The organism is Sediminibacillus massiliensis (genome assembly GCF_900156915.1).
Classification (GTDB): domain Bacteria; phylum Bacillota; class Bacilli; order Bacillales; family Amphibacillaceae; genus Sediminibacillus_A; species Sediminibacillus_A massiliensis.
On sequence record NZ_LT732535.1, the window covers coordinates 2,704,327 to 2,724,937 of the forward strand.

At 42.6% G+C, this 20,611-nt stretch carries 19 protein-coding genes; 4 read left to right on the plus strand and 15 right to left on the minus strand.

The features are described 5' to 3' along the window. Positions 1-149 precede the first annotated feature (149 nt). From CZ434_RS14030 to rlmH, 7 genes are all read right to left on the minus strand, one after another. A complete protein-coding gene (locus CZ434_RS14030; protein ID WP_077623730.1) occupies positions 150-1,136 on the minus strand; it encodes an aldo/keto reductase in 987 nt (328 codons plus the stop codon). 98 nt (positions 1,137-1,234) lie between these two features. Next, the gene (nagZ, locus tag CZ434_RS14035) at positions 1,235-2,386 is read right to left on the minus strand and encodes a beta-N-acetylhexosaminidase (RefSeq protein ID WP_077623731.1); all 1,152 of its coding nucleotides are present in this window, start codon (positions 2,384-2,386) and stop codon (positions 1,235-1,237) included. 291 nt (positions 2,387-2,677) lie between these two features. Further along, a complete protein-coding gene (locus CZ434_RS14040; protein ID WP_245830992.1) occupies positions 2,678-3,109 on the minus strand; it encodes a hypothetical protein in 432 nt (143 codons plus the stop codon). A 38-nt stretch (positions 3,110-3,147) separates the two neighbouring features. Continuing rightward, on the minus strand, positions 3,148-4,857 hold the full coding sequence (locus CZ434_RS14045) for a sodium:solute symporter family protein (RefSeq protein ID WP_077623733.1): 1,710 nt from the start codon (positions 4,855-4,857) through the stop codon (positions 3,148-3,150). A gap of 27 nt (positions 4,858-4,884) precedes the next feature. Further along, a complete protein-coding gene (locus CZ434_RS14050; RefSeq protein ID WP_077623734.1) occupies positions 4,885-5,169 on the minus strand; it encodes a DUF4212 domain-containing protein in 285 nt (94 codons plus the stop codon). A 678-nt stretch (positions 5,170-5,847) separates the two neighbouring features. Then, positions 5,848-6,366 carry a LysM peptidoglycan-binding domain-containing protein gene (locus CZ434_RS14055; RefSeq protein WP_077623735.1) on the minus strand — a complete coding sequence of 173 codons (519 nt, stop codon included), beginning with the start codon at positions 6,364-6,366 and terminating at the stop codon, positions 5,848-5,850. Between the two features lie 217 nt (positions 6,367-6,583). Then, positions 6,584-7,063: a 23S rRNA (pseudouridine(1915)-N(3))-methyltransferase RlmH gene (gene rlmH / locus CZ434_RS14060; RefSeq protein ID WP_077623736.1), complete on the minus strand. Its 480-nt coding sequence runs from the start codon at positions 7,061-7,063 to the stop codon at positions 6,584-6,586. A 127-nt stretch (positions 7,064-7,190) separates the two neighbouring features. On the opposite strand from rlmH, the gene CZ434_RS14065 reads away from it, so the two are divergent. The 4 genes from CZ434_RS14065 (at position 7,191) to mgrA (ending at position 10,827) form a co-directional block, all read left to right on the plus strand. Then, complete coding sequence (locus CZ434_RS14065) at positions 7,191-7,550, plus strand: Lin0512 family protein (RefSeq protein WP_077623737.1); 360 nt, start codon at positions 7,191-7,193, stop codon at positions 7,548-7,550. 123 nt (positions 7,551-7,673) lie between these two features. Beyond that, positions 7,674-9,251, plus strand: a complete 1,578-nt coding sequence (locus CZ434_RS14070; protein WP_077623738.1) for a Na+/H+ antiporter — start codon at positions 7,674-7,676, stop codon at positions 9,249-9,251. Positions 9,252-9,358: 107 nt separating this feature from the next. Beyond that, the gene (locus CZ434_RS14075) at positions 9,359-9,718 is read left to right on the plus strand and encodes a Lin0512 family protein (RefSeq protein WP_077623739.1); all 360 of its coding nucleotides are present in this window, start codon (positions 9,359-9,361) and stop codon (positions 9,716-9,718) included. 116 nt (positions 9,719-9,834) lie between these two features. Continuing rightward, a complete protein-coding gene (mgrA, locus tag CZ434_RS14080; RefSeq protein ID WP_077623740.1) occupies positions 9,835-10,827 on the plus strand; it encodes an L-glyceraldehyde 3-phosphate reductase in 993 nt (330 codons plus the stop codon). Between the two features lie 46 nt (positions 10,828-10,873). On the opposite strand, the gene manA is transcribed toward mgrA, so the two are convergent. The 8 genes from manA to walK all read right to left on the minus strand — a co-directional run bounded on the left by manA (position 10,874) and on the right by walK (position 20,605). Next, positions 10,874-11,830 (minus strand): mannose-6-phosphate isomerase, class I, encoded by a 957-nt coding sequence (gene manA / locus CZ434_RS14085; protein WP_077623741.1) that lies wholly within the window; start codon positions 11,828-11,830, stop codon positions 10,874-10,876. Between the two features lie 23 nt (positions 11,831-11,853). After that, positions 11,854-12,768, minus strand: coding sequence for an ROK family protein (locus tag CZ434_RS14090; protein WP_077623742.1), 915 nt, complete (start codon positions 12,766-12,768; stop codon positions 11,854-11,856). A gap of 19 nt (positions 12,769-12,787) precedes the next feature. Beyond that, entirely contained in the window at positions 12,788-13,948 is a 1,161-nt protein-coding gene (locus CZ434_RS14095; protein WP_077623743.1) for an ROK family transcriptional regulator, read from the minus strand. 437 nt (positions 13,949-14,385) lie between these two features. After that, positions 14,386-15,615, minus strand: a complete 1,230-nt coding sequence (locus CZ434_RS14100) for a S1C family serine protease (RefSeq protein ID WP_077623744.1) — start codon at positions 15,613-15,615, stop codon at positions 14,386-14,388. A 119-nt stretch (positions 15,616-15,734) separates the two neighbouring features. Then, on the minus strand, positions 15,735-16,532 hold the full coding sequence (locus tag CZ434_RS14105; protein WP_077623745.1) for an MBL fold metallo-hydrolase: 798 nt from the start codon (positions 16,530-16,532) through the stop codon (positions 15,735-15,737). Further along, entirely contained in the window at positions 16,532-17,458 is a 927-nt protein-coding gene (locus CZ434_RS14110; protein WP_077623746.1) for a two-component system regulatory protein YycI, read from the minus strand. Before CZ434_RS14110 ends, CZ434_RS14105 begins: the two co-directional genes overlap by 1 nt. Then, positions 17,439-18,779 (minus strand): YycH family regulatory protein, encoded by a 1,341-nt coding sequence (locus tag CZ434_RS14115; protein WP_077623747.1) that lies wholly within the window; start codon positions 18,777-18,779, stop codon positions 17,439-17,441. The genes CZ434_RS14110 and CZ434_RS14115 overlap by 20 nt, the downstream gene beginning before the upstream one ends. Continuing rightward, on the minus strand, positions 18,776-20,605 hold the full coding sequence (gene walK, locus CZ434_RS14120) for a cell wall metabolism sensor histidine kinase WalK (protein ID WP_077623748.1): 1,830 nt from the start codon (positions 20,603-20,605) through the stop codon (positions 18,776-18,778). Before walK ends, CZ434_RS14115 begins: the two co-directional genes overlap by 4 nt. Between the last annotated feature and the right edge of the window lie 6 nt (positions 20,606-20,611).

The following is a 20,611-nucleotide window of genomic DNA, read 5'->3' on the forward strand; positions in this document are numbered from 1 at the left end:
TATCATTTATAATACTGTTATTGAGAATCATTGTCAATTAGTTTTTAGGCAGAGACACAACTGAAGAGCCTGTTTACCAGATAGCCAAAGAAAAAAGGAAAGGAACCATGCTCGAGGTTCCTTTCCTTTTTTTATAATTTTTAATTTGATTAGGCAGGCAGTGGAGCTTTTGAGGAGATAAAGCCTCTGTCCACTAACTCATCCCAGAAATCCTTTGGAATATCTCTTCGTATCATAGCGAGGTCTTCTTCGATTCTTTCCGGATGGGTTGAACCCGGGATAACCGCTTTAACAGCAGGATGGGCAGTAGAAAACTGAAGCGCTGCCGCTTTTAATGGGACATCGTATTTTTGCCCTATTTCTTTTAATTGACTTACTCTTTCAAGAATATCGGGGCCTGCTTTCTCATAATTGTAATGCTCTCCGCCCAGTAATACACCGGAGTTATAAGGACTTCCTACAATGATGTCCACACCCTTTTTTTCAGCCATAGGCATCATCCGCTGTAATGCATGTTCGTGTTGAAGGAGCGTATATTGAGTAGCGGACAAACTTACATTTGGTTGTGTTTCCTGAAGGCTCATCGCCAATTCAATCGGCTCTGTCGTATTGACACCGACACCCCAGGACCGGATTACGCCTTCTTCCTGAAGGCGTGATAACACACGAAATGCTCCAGTTCTAGCTTCCTCAAATTTCGAAATCCACTCATCGCCATGAAAGTCAGGAGAAATATCATGGACATTCACGATATCTAAACGATCAGTCTTTAATCTCTCAAGGCTCTGTTCGATGGACCTCATCGTCGCCTCTTCGGTGTAATCCGTAATAACCTTATTATCACGGGCATATTCGAACAGGCCTTCTTTTTCTTCCTGCTCATCGGTTACATAACGGCCCACCTTCGTACTTATCACATAATCATCACGGTTATAATTCGATAATACTTTCCCGAGACGCATTTCCGCTAAACCCGCGCCGTAAAATGGGGCTGTATCAAAGTAGCGTACACCTTGATCCCAGGCATTTTGAATCGTTTTTAGCGCTTCCTCTTCTGGAACTTCCCTGAACATATTACCTAAAGGAGCCGTACCAAGCCCTATTTTATGCGTTAATGCTTCTTCCAGTGATTTCATGATATCTTTCCTCCTTCTAGAAAAAACAATATATAGTTGTATATCCAACTAATGGAGAAATAAAACACCATGAATTGGGGAGCTTCATTAACCTGCGTTTATTCTATAAGATACTTATTTTTCAATCCCAGGATCCTTTCAACACTTTCATTTATGCTGTCCTCGGATATTTGGCCGCCTTCAACTGCTTTTTTCAACGAACTGATTACCTCTTTCACCTTGTTATCATCATGAGCAACCAAAATAAGATCACTACCTGCTTTAACAGATTCAACGGCAGCTTCGCCTATTCCATAATGATTGATAACAGCTCCCATCGTCATGTCATCCGTGATGACCACACCTTGAAAGCCAAGCTGACCCCTCAGCAGGTCAGTAATAATGGTTTCGGACATGGATGCCGGGAATTCCTCATCCAGTTTCGGAAGCAGTATGTGGGCGACCATTACGACATCTATGCCATTAGCAATAGCCTGTTTAAAAGGGATTAACTCCAGCTCATTTAGTTCTTCCAGGCTTTTGTTTACTTTTGGAAGCTCAATATGAGAATCGACACTTGTATCACCATGTCCTGGAAAATGTTTGACAACCGGTATAATACCCTTGGATTGGATTCCTTTCATCACTTGAATCCCCAACCTGCTGACGAGATCGGCATTGTCACCAAACGCCCTGTCTCCAATCACAGGGTTCTCCGGATTGCTATTTACGTCGAGTACCGGTGCGTAATTTGTATTGAAACCCATTGCCAGCAATTGCTCCCCTAGTGTTTGACCCACGGAAAAAGCATATTCCTTATCGTTTTTCTCTCCGATTTCTTTGTTAGTTGGAGTTTCATTGATACCTGGAAGTCTGGAAATCCTTCCACCCTCCTGGTCGGTGCTGATCAGCAGAGGAAGTTTATTTTCTTTGTTTATTTCTTTTATGTTTTTCACTAATTGCTCCGTCTGTTCTCGTGTTTCCAGATTGTTTGCATAAAAAATCATACCGCCTACTCTGTATTCTGAAATCAGTTCCTTTTCATTACTTTGTAACGAGGTACCTGCCATGCCGGCTATGACCATTTGACCGATTTTTTCTTCCAGACTCATCTCGGCCAGTATCTCTGTCACAGTTTGTCCTTCTTTGTCACCTTGCCTGGTGTAAACATCCTCACTTTTCATCCATTTAACCTCTGTAAAGACAATGATTAAAAGGAGAAACAGGAAAATAATCATTTTTAATTTTAAATTGGTTTTATCCGATCTCATATATTCCCACCAGCTCCGTCTAGCAGAAGATTACAGCAATAAACCCACAAAATATGTTAACTGCTTGCTTTTAATAAGTAGACTTCTCTTTATGTACATTTATATACAAACTGGACAGCTATCCATCGGAACGAGTTAAAGTATAATACCGAGGTTCTTAGAAGATTGGGAGTAATATTCAGGATATAATGCAAAAAGGGTATAGAAGAAAATTATTCCATACCCTTTTCCACGGATTAAATATGTGAAGAAGCACTGAATAAAAATGAACACTCCCATTACAAAAAAAATTCAGCCATAATTCTCTGCTGCGCCTCTGACAAAGTGCCCGGATCCTAGCCAGGCCGAAAGTGCAAAAATCAGATAAATGGCTTGTGTTGCCTGAGCACCCTGCAACAATACTTGAAGGCCCATTCCGAGCCCCAGAGCAGGAATCACCACCAGGAATGTACGGAAAATTCGTTCCAAACCTTTATGTGAAGGCAACGGCCAGATACGTGAAAATACAATCCCCAGAACAACGCCCCATACAGTCACCACGAACAATTGGATGAGAACATAAGGTGTAGGAAATGGCCAGTCTAATAAATAGGAGCCGATCAGATAGAACAGTTCCAGAAATAGCGTGATGCCGATTACCTTTCGGAAGGTTAGCAGCCCCATCATAGGATGAAACCAAACGAGGATTGTCAAAGAGATTGCCACGATATTGATTACATTCAACGCATCCGCCTCCTTCACCATAACAGTACCCTTCTTAACTACTCATCTTCTTTTGTTGCTGCTATCTCTACTCCACTATCTATTTCAGGAGCCCGCACATTTTCTATCAACTGCTGAATTTCAACCGGAGGTGCGGGAGTATTACGCGATACGACGAAACTTACGATAAAGTTCAAAATCATACCGATAACACCGACGCCCTGTGCATTGATGCCAAAGAAGCTGTCCAATATGGCACTACTTGTTCCGAAGATAGACTCAGAGAGTATCATCCCGATCATCAGCAGGGTAAATATCAGGCCTGTAAGTATCCCGGAAATTGCCCCTTCTTTATTCATCCGCTTATCGAATATACCTAACAAAATAACAGGAAATAGACTCGCCGCCCCTAAACCGAATGCCAAAGCGACGACTTCCCCGGCAAACCCAGGTGGATTGATTCCGACATAAGCAGCAATCAACAGGGCTACCAGCAATGTAATCCGGCCGACCCTCAGCCTCTGTTTTTCAGAAGCTTCTTTGTTAAAAATCCGGTAATAGATATCATGTGAAACCGCGCTCGACATGGTAATCAACAGCCCCGAAGCTGTCGAAAGTGCCGCCGCCAGACCGCCGGTGGCCACCAGCGCGATAATGAACGGTGCTAAGTTGGCAACCTCAGGAGTGGAAAGGACAATAATGTCGCCGTCGATCACCACTTCATTATCTTCTTCCCCTTCCGAAAAATTGACGATACCGTCGCCATTGAGGTCATTGAATTGAAGTAATCCGGTTGTCTCCCATTTGTTGACCCAGTCGATACTTTGAACTTCTTCCAGCGGTTGATCCGCAATGGTATTGATCAGGTTGTACTTCGCAAATGCGCCAACAGCTGGAGCCGTCAAGTAAAGCAGTGCGATAAAAATGATTGCCCATACCGCAGACCAACGCGCGGCCCGGACATTTTTAACCGTATAAAAACGAACAATGACATGCGGAAGCCCTGCCGTCCCCGCCATTAACGCCAATGTAATCATAAATACATTGAGCATGGATAAGTCGGTGAACGGTGCCATATATTCTGTCATCCCAAGATCGATTTGGATGTTAGTCAACCGTTCGACAATATCGCTGCCGGTTAGGGCAAGTTGCGGCACCGGATTTCCCGTTAACTGGAGCGAAATGGCTATGGCAGGGATTAAAAAGGCAATGATGATGACAAAGTACTGCGTAGCTTGTGTCCAAGTGATTCCTTTCATCCCTCCAAGAAGAGCAAAGAAACCGACAATGGCCATTCCAATCAAAACACCAATAATAATATCTACTTGCAAGTACCGGCTGAAGACAATGCCAACCCCGCGCATCTGTCCTGAAATATAAGTCAACGAAATAAAAATCGTCGCTATTGCCGCGACTGTCCGGGCGGAACTTGAGTAAAAACGGTCCCCGATAAAGTCCGGTACAGTGAATTTCCCAAACTTCCTTAAATATGGTGCCAGCAATAATGCCAAAAGAACATAACCGCCAGTCCATCCCATCAAGTAGATGGTTCCGTCATATCCCAAGAAGGCTACGAGCCCTGCCATGGAGATAAATGATGCAGCCGACATCCAATCCGCCGCAATTGCTGCCCCGTTTGCAACGGTCGGCACATTTTGTCCTGCCACATAAAAACTGGAAGTATCCCTTACCCTCGACCACCAGCCAATCACAGTATAGAGGCCGAATGTAAACAACACCATGATAATAGTGATTGCTTCTACACTCAATGTCATCCCTCCATCAAACTTGTTCTTTTATTGCTCCCTCTTTTCGGCATACTCCCTGTCCAATTTGTCCATTCTGATGGCATAACTCAAAATTAACAGGATAAATACCAAAATAGCACCCTGTTGGGCAATCCAAAATGATAACGTCACGCCGAAAAACGGAACTTCATGGAGAGGAGCAGCAAAAAGTACACCTCCGCCTAAGCCAACAAGAAACCAAATCACTAGCAAAACCGATATAAACTTGATGTTTTTCTTCCAATACCAATTTTGTTTATCATCAAGTGTTTGTACCTTTTCTGGTTCTCCCATTGTCTATCCTCCTTTAATTACATTTCGTCCAACAATCCGACAGTATTCCACCTATAGAAAACGCTTACATTTTATTCGCGATTAACCACCTCCTTGCTGGAAAGTGAAAATCTTTAAGCCTCTTTTCAATATAGTAGACAATCCTGTGCGATGTTTGATGTGTATTGAAATATGGAAAATGGCGTACTAGTAACCAATGGTATGAATTCGGAAACATTTGTTCCATCATTATTGTTAACAAATGTAGTGTTAATCAGAGGTGTGAGGCGAGGGTGCTTTTAAAGTTGGTCTAAGGTCATTCGTGTTATAGCGATTAATAGAAAAAAATATTTAAATTCCATCTCGGAAATTCACTTTTCTCCACATCTTCTCCCTTCATCCCTTCATAGCAAGTGTATAAATGTTTCTTGGGGTACTATACAGATTATTTCGATAATTAATTCGATATTCCTTCCTTTGGTCATTAGCTTTTTCTTTCTGTAATCAGATGACTTATCCCTGATATTGGAAAAGGAGTAAACCGGTAACTCATGCACCCGGAGGTCGTCGACTGAACCAAATCGGGGATAAGTGCTTATTTATTAGATATTATTTTGAATGATTTTACAACAAGATCGCCAATTACCCCAGCTCATGCTGTGATGATTGGGGACCTGGTTTCTATGTAAAAAGATTATCCTAATATACTACTTTCAATTCCTTGACACCAAACTCCAATGCCTCTTTTACATCTTCCATATATATGTCCATCCGTCCTTGTGTGATGGCTCCTCCCCTATCTTCACAAGTGAATGTTTCATCAAAGTAAGGAATGTACACCTCTGTACCAAACGATAAAGATGGCGGACAGGCAATCGTTTCCCCTTCCTGGACTTTGGTTCCCGATGCTGTAATGCCATAAGCCGGGTCTCCTGGTTGTTTTCCGGTTGATTCATAACCAGCCGTATAAGCAGTTACTTTATAGGTTTCTCCCTTTGCGTCAGGAATCTTGATCGTTTGTCCGGAAAAAATAACATCCGGGTTGGTAATGGAGGAGTTATACTCCAGCAAAGAATCTACGCTAACATTATGTTCCATTGAGATTTCCGACAATACATCGCCGGATTGAACCGTGTACTTGCTGCTTGCAGATACTTCTCCTGCAAATAAAATGAATCCAAAAGTTAGTAATGTGACTAGTGTTAAATGTTTAATCATAATAACCTCCTATGTTTTATCTGCTAAAGATATCGCATAGAAGGCTATTTCTTTTGGAGGTCTTAACAGAATTGAAACATAGATGTAAAAGTTCTTTATGGCTGGCAAGCATTAACATTTTCTAACTTGAATTATAATTCGGCTGTTAATTACTCGGAATTATCTTGGCTATCTTAGAGGACCAATACTTAATTAATATCAACTCAGACAACATCATTTACTTATGGTACGGTTCCCCCCTATTTATCCGAAACGACCGATACACCTGCTCCACGAGCACCAAACGCATCAGCTGGTGCGGAAATGTCATCTTGGAAAATGACAAAGCATAGTCACTGCGTTTTTGCACTTGGTCGCTCAATCCTAATGATCCGCCGATCACGAAAGCGATTTTGCTTTTGCCGTGGGTTGCCAATTTATCTAGTTTGGCTGCCAATTGTTCAGAAGTTAACATATCGCCCATTATTTCCAGGGAAATAACGTAGGAATCTGTCGAAATTTTGGAGAGGATTTTTTCTCCTTCTTTCCGTTTTACCTCTACCATCTCTGCCTCGCTCATGTTTTCCGGGGCTTTCTCATCCGGTACTTCGATGATTTCGATTGTGGCATAAGCTCCCAGCCGCTTCACATATTCCTGGATTCCTTGCTTTAAATACTTTTCTTTCAATTTGCCAACTGCAATAATAGAAATTTTCATTTATCATTCATTCCTTTGCTATGCTACTTTCATTTTATCAAATCTCCTGAAATTCCCCTAATTGATTTAGCCTTCCTCATAGCTTACGCTTAATAGAGATCCAGTTTTAACATTAGGAGGCTATAAAATGGAGAGAATTATCTTTATCGAAACAGGGACAGGCATCGATGTCCATGGACAAAATATTACAAAGGCGGCTGTCCGGGCTGTAGAAAATGCCATTCATTATAATTCGATGCCGGGAATTCGCCATTACTTACCAAATCAATCTCTCGATAACATGAAGGTAACAGTTAAACTTGCGGTTCCAACTGATAAGGAAAAACTGGACCATGAACGAATCAAACAGGAAATTCCTTATGGAACAGTAAGTATCGAAGTGATGGACGGCGGAATGGCTACAACCAGCGGTATCGTTCTGAAAGACAAAGAAGATAAAAACGATTTAATGTACATCGTCAATGCTTCGGTAGAAGTAGGTTATTAAATGAAAGGGCTCCGATATTGGAGTCCTTTTTTGTCTTCTTATGTTGTTACGCAAGGAATTTTTTTACTCATTTAGGGAAAATCAAGACTATAACTTGTATTTAACCAAGCTAGGAGGATGGACATGCATGAGTTTGATTTACACCATATTTTTTCTATCGGCCTGATTCTAGTCATGATAGCTGCAGGAATCACAGCAATCGCCAAGAAATTCAAGCAGCCGTATCCCATTGCCCTGGTCATCGTGGGAGCAATCATAGGTTTAATTAACGTGCCTGTACTTGAACCTCTGAAAGACTTCGCTACCGAAGGAGAAATATTCAATTTCGCCATTATCACTCTTTTCCTGCCTGCCTTGCTTGGGGAGGCAGCTTTGAAACTGCCATTTTCCCACTTACGGGAAAATAAAACACCGATTATCGCATTGGCGTTTGCCGGCACACTGTTGTCGTTCATCATCATCGGTTTTTCTTCAATGTGGCTCTTACAATTGACACTGCCCGCTGCCTTTGTGTTTGCCGCTGTCATGAGTGCGACCGATCCGGTCAGTGTCTTGTCTATCTTCAAAAGCGTCGGCGTCCATAAACGGCTCGCCACCATCATTGAAGGAGAAAGCTTGTTTAATGACGGGCTGGCGGTCGTGCTGTTCAACATTTCCGCTTTTTATTTACTTTCCTATACAGAGCTGGGATTACTGGGATTTGGTTACGGATTATGGGAGTTCATCAAAGTGGTTTCACTTGGTCTTATGATCGGTGGTGCATTGGGTTATGCCGTATCCAGGCTTACCAAATATTTCGATGACTACCCGCTCGAAATCATCTTCAGTATCATTCTTTTTTATGGGGCTTTTCTGTTGGCAGAAAGCGTAGAAGCATCTGGTGTGATTGCGGTCGTCGTGTCAGCTCTTATCCTTGGGAACTATGGTTCCAAAATCGGCATGAGCCCTACTACCAAACTAAACATCAACAATTTCTGGGATGTTATTACCTTGCTGGCGAATTCGATTGTCTTTCTGATGGTAGGGTTGGAAATTACCAGAATCGACATGACGGATAAATGGGGATTTATAGCTTTGGCAATTCTGCTTGTACTTGTGGCAAGAAGTGCTGCCGTGTACACCAGCCTTGCTTTTATTAAAGATGTACCGGCATCCTGGAAACATACCTTGAACTGGGGCGGGTTAAAGGGATCTTTATCAATAGCGCTTGTCTTAAGTCTTCCAAGGGATTTTGCCGGTCGTGAAGAAGTACTTATTTTTGCGTTCAGCATCGTCCTGTTCTCGCTTGTCTTACAAGGGCTATCCATAAAACCGCTAATATCCTGGTTAGGGGTGAACAAAAAGGAAAAAGGGTATCACGAATATGAAGAACTCATTGCCCAGGCCCATGCACTGAAAATCGCTATCTTTGAAGTGAAAAAGCTGGAAGATAATTTCATGACGACTGAAATCGTCACACAGGAAGTCCTTAGCCAATACAAGCAACAGCTCGATACATTACAAACAAAAATTGAGGAACTTTATAATAAATATCCAGAGTTGAAACAAAAACAGATGAACACATTGAAAAAGCATTCTTTATACGCCCAGCATGAAGCGATTGAGCATCTATTGACAGAAGGAATCATTTCCCCGGAAGTGGCTGAACAAGAGATAGGCAAGATAACAAACAAGCTGGTAGAGATGGAAGGATCCCATTAATACCTGGACGAATCCAATGTTTCTAATGGACAAAGAACGGGAATCGGATTATATATGGAGTTGCTGCTCAGGAACATTGGATAATCATCTGCAAAGGAGAGTTCGATATGGATCAACTTTTATTTGTGCAGACAGGTACCGGTATTGATGTTCATGGTCAAAATATTACGAAAGCAGCGGCACGGGCAGTTGAAGACGCAATTTTGCCTAATTCTATGCCGGGCATTGAGAAGAGCTTACCTGATCAATCTATCGAAAATTTAAAAGTGAATGTAAAACTTGCCGTTCCTCTCGACCGTCAGGAAGTCGATAAAGAGGAAATAAGGAAATTGATTCCTTACGGTTCTGCTACGGTCGAAGTCACCGAAGGCGGAATGGCAACTTCCAGCGGAATCATACTGGAAGAGGAAAATGACGATAATGACTTAATGTATATGGTCAATGCAGCAGTTGAAGTAGGATATTAGTGGAATGGAACCTCCCCCTTTATGCATGGGGGAGGTTTTTTGTTGTATTTTAAAGGGTTTTCATCCAAATTGTCGAAAGAAGTTATGGTGAATGTTTTTTATAGGAGGAAGTTTGAATGGCTTACATACCTGACTCAACCAGATATGAATCGATCCCTTATAACCGATGCGGCAACTCCGGATTGAAGCTGCCTGCGATTTCGCTGGGATTGTGGAACAACTTTGGCGGCGAGGATGTGTTTGAAAATCAGCGTAAAATGATACAACGTGCATTTGATCTTGGGATTACCCATTTTGATTTGGCCAATAATTATGGTCCACCACACGGTTCTGCGGAAGAAAATTTCGGCAGCATCTTGAAGAAGGATTTTATAGGATATCGTGATGAAATGGTGATTTCCACCAAAGCCGGCTTCGGCATGTGGCCTGGTCCATATGGGGATTGGGGCTCTAAGAAATATCTTTGCGCAAGCCTTGATCAAAGTCTAGCCCGTATGAATCTCAATTATGTCGACATCTTTTACCATCATCGCCCGGACCCCGAGACACCGCTGGAAGAAACGATGGCAGCCCTTGATTTGATCGTACGCCAAGGAAAAGCACTATATGTCGGCATTTCCAACTATGGGGTAGAAGATACAAAGAAAGCGATCGATATTCTGAACCAGCAAAAAACCCCGTTCATCATCCACCAGGCATCTTACTCCATGCTGAACCGATGGGTGGAAGATGGATTGACACAGCTTCTCGAAGAGCGTGGGGCTGGGTGCATCGCTTTCGTCCCGCTTGCTCAAGGTCTGTTGACAGACAAGTATTTAAACGGTATTCCGAAAGATTCCAGAGCAGCTAAACAATACATCAAGTCCTTAAACGAAAAAGATATCAATCCTGAAACTATCGAAAAGGTGCAAAAACTGAACGAAATCGCTCAACAGCGCGGCCAGTCGCTTGCACAAATGGCACTTGTCTGGATTTTACAGGAGAAGTCCGTCGTTTCGGCATTGATCGGAGCAAGTAAGGTTTCGCAAATCGAAGAAAATGTGAAAGCATTGGATAATTCCGCCTTTACCCAAGAGGAATTAAATACAATTGAAGATATCCTTAAATAATCGAAACAGCGCCTGAATGGATCATTCGGCGCTGTTTTACTCTGAACTATGGATGAGATACGATAAATTGGGCGTTCCCTTTTAATCGGTATTCTTCAATCGATTGCGGGAGCAGGAAATGATCTCCTTTTTTGATGTCAAAATCTTGGCCATTGACCGACAGACTGGCTGTTCCAGAGAGAACGCTGACTTGCAAGAAGTCACCTTTTCGTTTCTGTTCTGCCGTTCCATCCAAATCCCAATGATAGACGGTGAAGTATTGTTCTTCGACTAAACATTTCTCCTTCAACCCGGCATGCAATTCTTCTTTCTGAGCGATATCGATTGTTTCATGTGGAACAGTCGAAACGGGGATGGCAGAATCCAAATGCAATTCTCTTGTATTTCCCTGATCATCTGTCCTGTCATAATCATATACCCGATAGGTGATGTCCGAACTTTGCTGGGTTTCGAGAATAACAATTCCTTTACCGATGGCGTGGATCGTGCCGCTTGGAACATAAACGAAATCGCCCGGCTTCACTTTCACTTTCCGGAGCAAATCGTTCCATTGCCCGTTATCTACCATTTCCTTGAACTCTTGCCTTGTCTGGGCATGATGGCCAAAAATTATTTCTGCGTTTTCTTCTGCATCGACCACATACCAGCACTCCGTTTTTCCGTATGGTTGATTTTCCACTTCTCTGGCATATTTGTCATCTGGATGGACCTGGACAGAAAGGTCATTGGCCGCATCTAGTATTTTTACCAATAAAGGATAATCTTCTTTGTTTGAATCTGATTTTCCAAACAGGCTGCCATGTTTTTGCCATGCTTCCAACAATGTCATGCCTTTCAATTCCCCATTGGTTATTCTACTTGGCCCGTTTGGATGGGCGGAGATAACCCAGGCCTCACCTGTATGCTGGTAAGGGATGTCATATCCGAATTCCGTGTTCAGTTTCTGTCCTCCCCATATTCGTTCCTGAAAAACTGGTTCTAAAAATATCGGTTCCTTATACATGTTATTGCCTCCCTGTCGACTTCTTATTTCAAATTAAATACTAGGCCTGCAGCTCCGACCACTCCGGCGTTCTGGTCTAACTCTGCCGGGACAATTTCCGTGTTCCTGCCGGCTGGATTTAAGGCATACTGACTGACATATGCCCGAACGGCAGAAAACAAAGGTTCGCCCACCTTTGATACCCCGCCACCAAGGACTATTTTCTCCGGATCAAAGGTGTTGATTAAAGATACAAGCGCTATGCCTATTTTTTGAAAGACATCTTCAATATAGGTTTGTATTTTTTCATCTCGCTGGTGGTACAAATCAAAAACTTGTTCTGTAGTTAAAGGCTTGCCGGCTATTTCCGATCCCCTTTTTCCTATGGCTGTTCCTGAAGCGATGAATTCCAAGCAGCCATATTGTCCACATGGGCATCTGCCGTATGCGGGATCGACAACGGTATGGCCGATATCCCCGGCGTTTCCTCTGGCTCCACCTAACAATTTACCATCTGCAAACAGCCCTGCACCTATTCCTGTACTAATCGTAACATAAGCAAAATTGTCGTTTTCCTTTGCTGCACCCAGCCACTTTTCTGCCATGGCTGCGGCATTGGCGTCATTTTCCAGGATGACTGGAAGGCCGAAATGGTTTTTGACTTGTGCTACGATATCCACGTCCCGCCAGTTTTGAAGATTTGGAGGACAGGAAATCATTCCGTTTTTACTGTCCAACGGTCCAGGGGAACCAATCCCTATTCCGTCCATATCTTCCAAGGAAACTGCTGCTTGTTTGAGTAAGGATTCCACTTCTTGATTGATTTTCGCAATCATGGCCGTCGGTTCGATGGATGTATCTGTCGGAATTTTACTTTGTTCTCTTACCTTACCATACTCGTCTACTAATGCCAGCGCCACTTTTGTGCCACCGATATCTATCCCTATTGCATATGCCATGTCATCACCTTTTCCTATATTAAGTAAGCAAGCGCTCTGGATTTTCGAAAATATATTCCATTACAACTGCCCCAGCCCCGATCAACTGGGAATATTCTGTGAACTCAGAAATCCTTAATCCTGTTTTTCCTTCTTTATCAAACAAACTCTGCTCTTTTACAATGTAACGAATGGTTTCCAGCGCTTTTGGGTAACCATGAATATAAGAACCGCCAACAATAATTTCATCGGGATTGAACAAATTGACCATATTGGCTATACCCGTACCAAGAAAATTGGCAGCTCCCTCCAATAATTGCGTGGCAAGTATGTTTCCTTTGACAGCAGCTCGTATTAAATACGGAAAATTTATCTGTTCGCTGCTTGTTAATTCTGGAAAGGAGTTATTTTTATTTTTCTCGAATGCCTGTCTGGCTTTATCCACAATGGCGATGCCAGAGGCAAAGGTCTCTAAACAACCATGATTTCCACAACTGCATTTCGGACCGTTTACGTCGATTACATGATGTCCTATTTCTCCCGCTCCACTCAGGAATCCCTGTACCAGTTTTTTTTGAAAAAGCAGTGCTCCTCCTATTCCCTGGTCGGCAAGCACATAAAATATATTATTATGGCCTATACTCTTGCCGAACCAATATTCACCAAAAAGAGCAGCATTTGCATCCTTTTCGAGAAGAGTGGGAAGTTGAAACCAATCTTGCAGTGCTTCGACTACTGCTACGTTCTGCACTTTTTCTAAATTTGGGGGAGATAAGATTTTTCCATTCTTTTTATCAATCGGACCTGGAGAAGAGACACCAATTCCATGGATTGCTATGTTATCTGATTCGGAAATGAATAGGGCATCGAGCAATTCGTAGAGAGTTTCTAGTAATCCATCTGCAGTTTGTTGATATCCACTTGTAGCACGTTTGATTATGCTGCCTGTAAAATCCACAACTGCTGCATTGACTTCTTCGACACTAATATCAACACACAACATGCCATGAGCACGGGTATGCAGTTGGTAGAGTGTCGGTTTCCGCCCTCCTTTGGACGAGCCAATCCCCTTTTCCTCTATCAAATTCTCTCGTTCCAGTTCACTGATGATGTTCGAGACAGACATAAAAGACAAACCCGTAATTTCTGCAAGCTCAGCTTTTGAGATTGGAGCATGTCTGAACAGCTGATTTAATAACATGCTGCGATTTGTCTTTTTCCCTTTATCTGCGTATGTAAATGAATTATCTTTGATCGATTACTCCCCCTTTCTTTGGCAATAACTTTTTAAAATGGTTTTAATAAGTTCAGGTTACTATGTATCGACAAAAAAATCAATATGTGGACAAAATCCTTGTCGAATCTAGTCCATTCTTCTTAAAAAGTTATACACAATTTTATTCACAGAAGCTCTTATCCGCATCAAAGAGGACTTTTCCCCACCCTGTGAACAAGTTATCCACTAAACTTATCCACATAATCACACCCCCCGGCCTTTATTTTGTGGAAGAATAAATGTTCGCCACCACATATGGTTTGTTATCTACATTTATATCCACAGGGTGTGAATAATGGTTCTGGTTATTCACATGGGCACAAAAAAAGAACCGGATTATCTCTAAACCCGGTTCTTTTCAATCAATACTCTTGAGAAGATAAATTGACGGTTGTCTCCCTTTGTTCTCCATCACGATAATAAGTGATCGTCATGTCTTCTCCCACTTGTTTTTCTTGATATAAATGTTTTCTCAGCCCGATGACATCTTGTATCGGTTCACCATCCAGCTCTGTTATTACATCAAGTTCCTGAAGACCCGCCTGGTCGGCTGGTGACATAGGTTCAATGCTTCTTAAGTAAATTCCGCCTTCTACGTCCTCTGGAAGCTTTAATGTCCGCTGCCATTCTACTTGGGCTACTTCTTCAAGTGAATAAGCTTCAACGCCCAAATATGGACGTGTAACTGTGCCTTCCTGTTCCAATTGCTCAATAATCGGTACAGCAGAATCAATCGGTATAGCAAATCCGATCCCTTCAACAGAAGACTGAGCAATCTTCATCGAGTTAATTCCGATTAACTGCCCATTCATGTTGATCAATGCTCCACCGCTGTTCCCTGGATTGATAGCAGCATCTGTTTGGATGACTTCAGCCTGCCAGTCGGCACGGCCATCACTATCAAAATCTTGAGGAATTGCCCTTTGTTTGCCACTAATAATACCTTGTGTCACTGATCCGGAAAACATCAATCCTAATGGGTTACCGATTGCAATTGCCGGCTCGCCCACATTGACATTTTCAGAACTGCCCAGTTCGATGACTTTGTCTACCTCAGCTGCGTCCATTTCCAATACTGCAAGGTCTGTAAACAGATCGCTGCCCCGTAATTCTGCGGAAACGTGAGTCTCATCGGACAATACGACTTCCACTTCATCTGCCCCTTCGATTACGTGGTGGTTGGTTACCACATATGCCCGGTCGTTTTCAGTCTTGTATATTACTCCTGAACCTGTTCCAGCTTCCCCGGATTCCTGTTGCTGCCATAAATTTGACTGGGACTGGATATTCACTATTCCGACTACAGCAGGAGTGACTTCACTTACCACTTCCGTAACTTGTGTGGAAATGTCGACATTGACATTCTGGGTGGGTCCAGCTGAACTATTGCCTGCAGCATTGTCTTGTGAAAGCCGGCTTCCCTCCTCTTGTGTCGCTATGTCGTATGGAAGTAAATTGGATTCCAGCAATGTCGGCAATGCCAGTATAATAAGTATTACGCCGATAACCAGGCCCACGAAGGACGGGATCAACCAGCTTGACTTCTTCTTCCCCGATCGCTCAGGCTTGGTATGATCATCATAATAACCCATGGCACACATCCTTTCTTATTTGTCAGACAAGGGAGATATGGGCTTTATCCCCCTTTGACGACAATCCTCTGCTTGAATGTTAATCTATCCATTGATTTTTTCCCTAATTAGCTGAATGGTTAAACCACTTCATATAATGGTGTGGGCATTTTTGGATCTGTGTCATGCAAGCTGATTTTATCACCTATGGTAAATCCATTATCATTCAGATAGTTTTCCACAGACATTCGGGCTAATTCCTTCATATTGTTATCTTTGCTTAAATGTGCCAAATAAATACGCTTTGTTTCATTGCCAATGATATCACTTAAAGCAAGTGCACAGTCTTCATTGGAAACATGCCCGCTGTCGCCTAGGATTCTTCTTTTCACGTTCCATGGGTATCGACCCATCCGTAACATCGAAACATCATGATTGGACTCAAAAATATAGGCATCGGCATTTTCCACTGTTTTTTTAATTCTTTCGGATACATAGCCAAGGTCTGTCACAAGAGCCACTTTTTTCTTATTGTGATGGAAGGTATAAAACATCGGTTCTGCAGCATCGTGTGAAACGCCGAAAGACTCTACATCGATATCGCCAAACGATTTTGTTTCTTCCATGTTGAAAAGAAATTTTTGATCAAGGGATATCTTGCCTATCGATCCTTCCATTGCTTTCCATGTTTTTTCATTCGCGAAAATAGGGAGGTTGTACCTTCTTGCCATGATTCCGAGCCCTTTTATATGATCACTGTGCTCATGTGTCACCAGCAGTCTCGTTATCTCATTCGGATCGATGTTCACTTCTGCCAGCAAACGTTCCATTTCTTTTCCGCTTAAGCCGGCATCAACCAATATCTTTTCTCTCTCAGAAGCTATATAAAATGCATTTCCGGTACTTCCTGATGCAAGTACACTGAAACTTATTGTCATTATTCTCCACTCACCCTTGTTATTTCCAAAATTTCCTCAAGCAACGTAGACACTTCATCCACCAGCGCTTCCTCATTTTCCGTTTCTTCTGTGTCAGGAGAAGCTGTCAGCAACCCATCCGCCGTCTTTTGCAGGAAAGAAATATCCCCATTCGACAGGGAATGACCTTCCACTGCATTGACGAAATAATCCTGGTTTCCATTTATCGTAATCTTCCAAGTAGGAGCATACACTTGCACTTCATTTTCCGTCGAACTCAAAGCTTGATAATATCCTAATTTGTCGGCGGTCACTTCATCATTTACTTTCAAACTGCCCTTTGAGTAGATATTGGCCACCGCATCGCTTGGTTTGATCAACTGTTTCGGTTCGCCTTCCTCGATATCCTCCAGCATTGTTTGAATGTAATGCGTCACTTGATTTTGCTCATTCATGATAAATAGTACATAAGCTGTCTGGCTGTAATATATCGGCAAATCTTGATTGTGCTGGAAAAATATCATCGTATTCGTATCTTCATTCCGGTTCCAAAGATGGTAGTTGGATCCGGATAAAACGGTGCTTTCCAACGTTTCCTGGACAAGATCATTCGTCGTGTCTTCACTCAAGGAAATTGGTTCTTCCAATTTGGAATATAGGACATTGCCGTTAATGATGGCAGCTTCCTGTTCTGTTTTATCCTCGAGTGTTTCAACGTCTTCCAAAGTAAACTGTTTCCTTTTAGCAGAAATATATGACTCATTGACTGTTTCATCAGAAAGATCTTCCAAGCCTTTTATATTATCCGTTATTTTTTCTTCTGTGGAGGAGTCGGAAAGGAGTTCCAAATCCACCTGTTCTCTTTTTTCCACAAATTCCTGCAGAAGAAAAATATTCAGGATCAAAAAACAGAGGATGAATAATGTCTTAATTTGATTCCATTGCAAAACCTTGCCCTCCCCTGTCCAATGTTAAGTCATCCGTTGTCACTACTTCCCAGCCCAGATTGGTTTTAATAAACCACTCTGGAGATAAGATATAGTAGGGATTGTCCGGGGAATCCTTTTCCATGGTATAACCGATCCCGATATCGACAATGGTTTTAGAACTGTATTCCTTGCTTTCCTGCAAGATTTCCCTGATTTGACTGCCATTTCGCAATGTGACAGTCTGTCTGCCTTCTTCGAGAGGGGCCCCAAGCTGAATGGTGGGCCTGATATACTCATATGGTTCCTGGTCCCGATAAGTAACCGATATTGTCGATAGGTTATCGTTATCATAGATAGGCAATCCCTTGTACGCTAAACGATAGGTCACTGTATTACTCGTACTGCTCAACTCGAATAAGTTGAATTCGTAATCCTCTCCTGCCGTCCAGCCTTCATGGTTGTTGATGAAACTCATGCTTTGGTTGATCAATTCTCTTTCATCCATTTGGACAAAGTCTGTCGTTAGCGGGTTGATGAATTCCATATAATTCGAATTATAGACTTTCATCTCTCTCCTGTCGTCTGTATATGTCTCACCGCCGTTGATAAAATTACTGCGGACAACGGAAGGGTCACGGAACAATACATTAATCAACGGATCAATGTCGATTGACTGTGCATAGAAAGCCTTTCTTTCCAATTCCAGAGACTCTGCAGGCAGATAAAGCGACGGCATGTCTTCTTGTTCAAAAATCAAATATTCAGCCAGACTGTCCGTGTCGAAAGCATCAGATACCTGGGCTCTGACTCCTGTATTCAATACTTGGGCGGAAATTCCGTTTCCAGTTTCTGTGTTTAGAAAATAGAGGCGGACAGTCGGCTGGTCATCGACATCCCGATAACTCAGATAAATTCGATTGAAAGCATTTCCCAATATTTCTTCTTGCTGCTCGGTATTAAATAAATCTTTAATAATATTGGCAGGCAACGGGGTCGGGAAGATCACTTCCATACGTGTGTCCTCAGGAGGCATTTCCTCGTCGGTGACCGTATTGAAATGATCGAGAGACCATTGCATCATTCCATCAAAAAAATCTTTCTGCTCGCTCTTTTCCATGAATGAATAATGATCACCGGCACGATGAAAAACAATTTGAGATGGCTCGATAAGACTTCTTTTCGTCTCTTCGATTCCATCTAACTTCGTATTGTATGCGACCTCGTTGTTATCTTCCAGTTCGTCATATTCCGGTTGAAAATTCCATATAGCAAAGGTCAGCAGCAAGCTTAGCGCAATAAGACCGACTAAGACTGCAGACTTTATTGCTTCGATACTCATTTTGCATTCCCCCGCTTCTTCTTCATCAGCGGCAGCGTAAAGAGGACAGTCGTCCCTTTTCCTTCTTTACTCTCAGCCCATATATGCCCTTGGTGACTTTCTACTATTTCTTTCGCTATGGCAAGGCCAAGACCTGTTCCCCCAAGTTTTCTTGAACGTGCTTTGTCCGCCCGGTAAAATCTTTCAAAAATCTTATCCAATTTTTCCGGGGCGATTCCCATCCCTTCATCAGAGATGCTCACCTTGATTCTCATTCTTTCCTTGGATAACCCAAATTTGATTTTTCCTCCTTCAGGGGAGTACTTAATCGCATTGGAAATAATATTGTCAATTACCTGTGTCATTTTGTCCTTATCAAGCCAGACAAAGATATCTTCATTCGGAAGTTTTCTTTCCAGTATGATATCTTCCGACTTATTCATTTCAAAGCGGTCGATGATTTGATGAAAGAAAGACACGAAGTTTACTTTCTCTTTATAGAGATTGCTTTCTTTATGGTCCATCCTCGACAGCTGAAGAAGATCATTGACAAGCCTTATCATCCTGTCTGTTTCATTTTGTGTTACATCGAGGAACCTCGGAGCGATTTCCTCATCTTTCCATGCTCCGTCTGTCAGTGCCTCTATATAACTCCGCATGGTGGTCAATGGTGTACGCAGTTCGTGTGAAACGTTCGATACAAATTCCCTGCGTTCCCTTTCGACTTTCTCCTGTTCGGTAACATCACTTATTACGGTAATAAATCCGGTAACCTGTTCACTTTCATCCAAAACAACGGAGAAGTTAGCCTTAATCAAGAAGAATTCTTCCTCATCGCTAAAATCGATGATCAATGAGCCTGTTTCCTGGAATTCAGATAGATCAGCGCCTCTTTCTTCCAGATTCAGTACTTCGATCAATTGTTGGCCTTTTACCTCTTCAAATGTTTTGTTAAGCAGTCTTGCTGCCGGTTCATTGATAAGCGTGACGGTTCCGTCCTTATCAGCCGCCAGGACGCCATCTGACATATTCGACAATACGGAACTAAGTTTCCTTCTTTCCCCTTCTGTCGTCAGATGTGCCAGTCTTAGTTTATCGTTCATATCGTTAAAGGTAGTCGCAAGCTGGCCGATTTCATCGCCGCCATACACGTTGACTTTTTGGGAAAAGTCTCCGGTTGACATGATTTTAGCCTGCTTTCTCATTTCCGTAATCGGCTTGGTTATCGTACGGGCTACGAGTATACCAAGCAATGCGGATATGGTGATGGCAAGAATCGTCCCATTGGCGAAAATCCGGTTGATTTCCTTTAATTGGTCATAGACTTCTTCGATCGAAGCTTCCATCTTCACAGCTCCGACGGGCTCTCCGCCGTTTTCAATCGGGAAAACCCGGACAAGCGTCCGGTTTTCCGTATTCCGGTTGAGCATAATGGTCGAGTCGGAACGTCCATATATAAGTGCACGCGTTATTCTTGAATCGCCTGTCACCAGTCTGCCCAGCTGGCTTCTGTCAAGCTGGCTTGTCCCGATTATCCGTGACTGTTCATCAATTATCTGGATATTGGTGATCTCTTCACTATCGAAATCGTAAAGCAGCTGCTGTATGTCATCCTGAAGTGTCGGGCCGCTCCCGTCTTCCGGCCGTTCTTTAGCGAACTGTTCTTCGAGATTGTAGGTCAGCAGCCTGACCCGTTCATCGACTGATTCCCTGAAGTTCCCTAACAGCTCTTCTTCTAGATTTTCGGCAAAATAGGCTCCGATCACTTGAATCGCCAGCAATAATAACAAAATATAAATAATAATGAATTTTAAGCGAATAGACTGAAAAAAGCCTACTTTCTTCATAAAACA

Coding starts and splice junctions, on each gene's coding strand:
- CZ434_RS14030 (WP_077623730.1), bottom strand. CDS start 1,136: ATGAAATCACTGGAAGAAGCATTAACGCATAAAATAGGGCTTGGTACG.
- nagZ (WP_077623731.1), bottom strand. CDS start 2,386: ATGAGATCGGATAAAACCAATTTAAAATTAAAAATGATTATTTTCCTG.
- CZ434_RS14050 (WP_077623734.1), bottom strand. CDS start 5,169: ATGGGAGAACCAGAAAAGGTACAAACACTTGATGATAAACAAAATTGG.
- CZ434_RS14055 (WP_077623735.1), bottom strand. CDS start 6,366: ATGATTAAACATTTAACACTAGTCACATTACTAACTTTTGGATTCATT.
- rlmH (WP_077623736.1), bottom strand. CDS start 7,063: ATGAAAATTTCTATTATTGCAGTTGGCAAATTGAAAGAAAAGTATTTA.
- CZ434_RS14065 (WP_077623737.1), top strand. CDS start 7,191: ATGGAGAGAATTATCTTTATCGAAACAGGGACAGGCATCGATGTCCAT.
- CZ434_RS14070 (WP_077623738.1), top strand. CDS start 7,674: ATGCATGAGTTTGATTTACACCATATTTTTTCTATCGGCCTGATTCTA.
- CZ434_RS14075 (WP_077623739.1), top strand. CDS start 9,359: ATGGATCAACTTTTATTTGTGCAGACAGGTACCGGTATTGATGTTCAT.
- mgrA (WP_077623740.1), top strand. CDS start 9,835: ATGGCTTACATACCTGACTCAACCAGATATGAATCGATCCCTTATAAC.
- manA (WP_077623741.1), bottom strand. CDS start 11,830: ATGTATAAGGAACCGATATTTTTAGAACCAGTTTTTCAGGAACGAATA.
- CZ434_RS14090 (WP_077623742.1), bottom strand. CDS start 12,768: ATGGCATATGCAATAGGGATAGATATCGGTGGCACAAAAGTGGCGCTG.
- CZ434_RS14095 (WP_077623743.1), bottom strand. CDS start 13,948: ATGTTATTAAATCAGCTGTTCAGACATGCTCCAATCTCAAAAGCTGAG.
- CZ434_RS14100 (WP_077623744.1), bottom strand. CDS start 15,615: ATGGGTTATTATGATGATCATACCAAGCCTGAGCGATCGGGGAAGAAG.
- CZ434_RS14105 (WP_077623745.1), bottom strand. CDS start 16,532: ATGACAATAAGTTTCAGTGTACTTGCATCAGGAAGTACCGGAAATGCA.
- CZ434_RS14115 (WP_077623747.1), bottom strand. CDS start 18,779: ATGAGTATCGAAGCAATAAAGTCTGCAGTCTTAGTCGGTCTTATTGCG.
- walK (WP_077623748.1), bottom strand. CDS start 20,605: ATGAAGAAAGTAGGCTTTTTTCAGTCTATTCGCTTAAAATTCATTATT.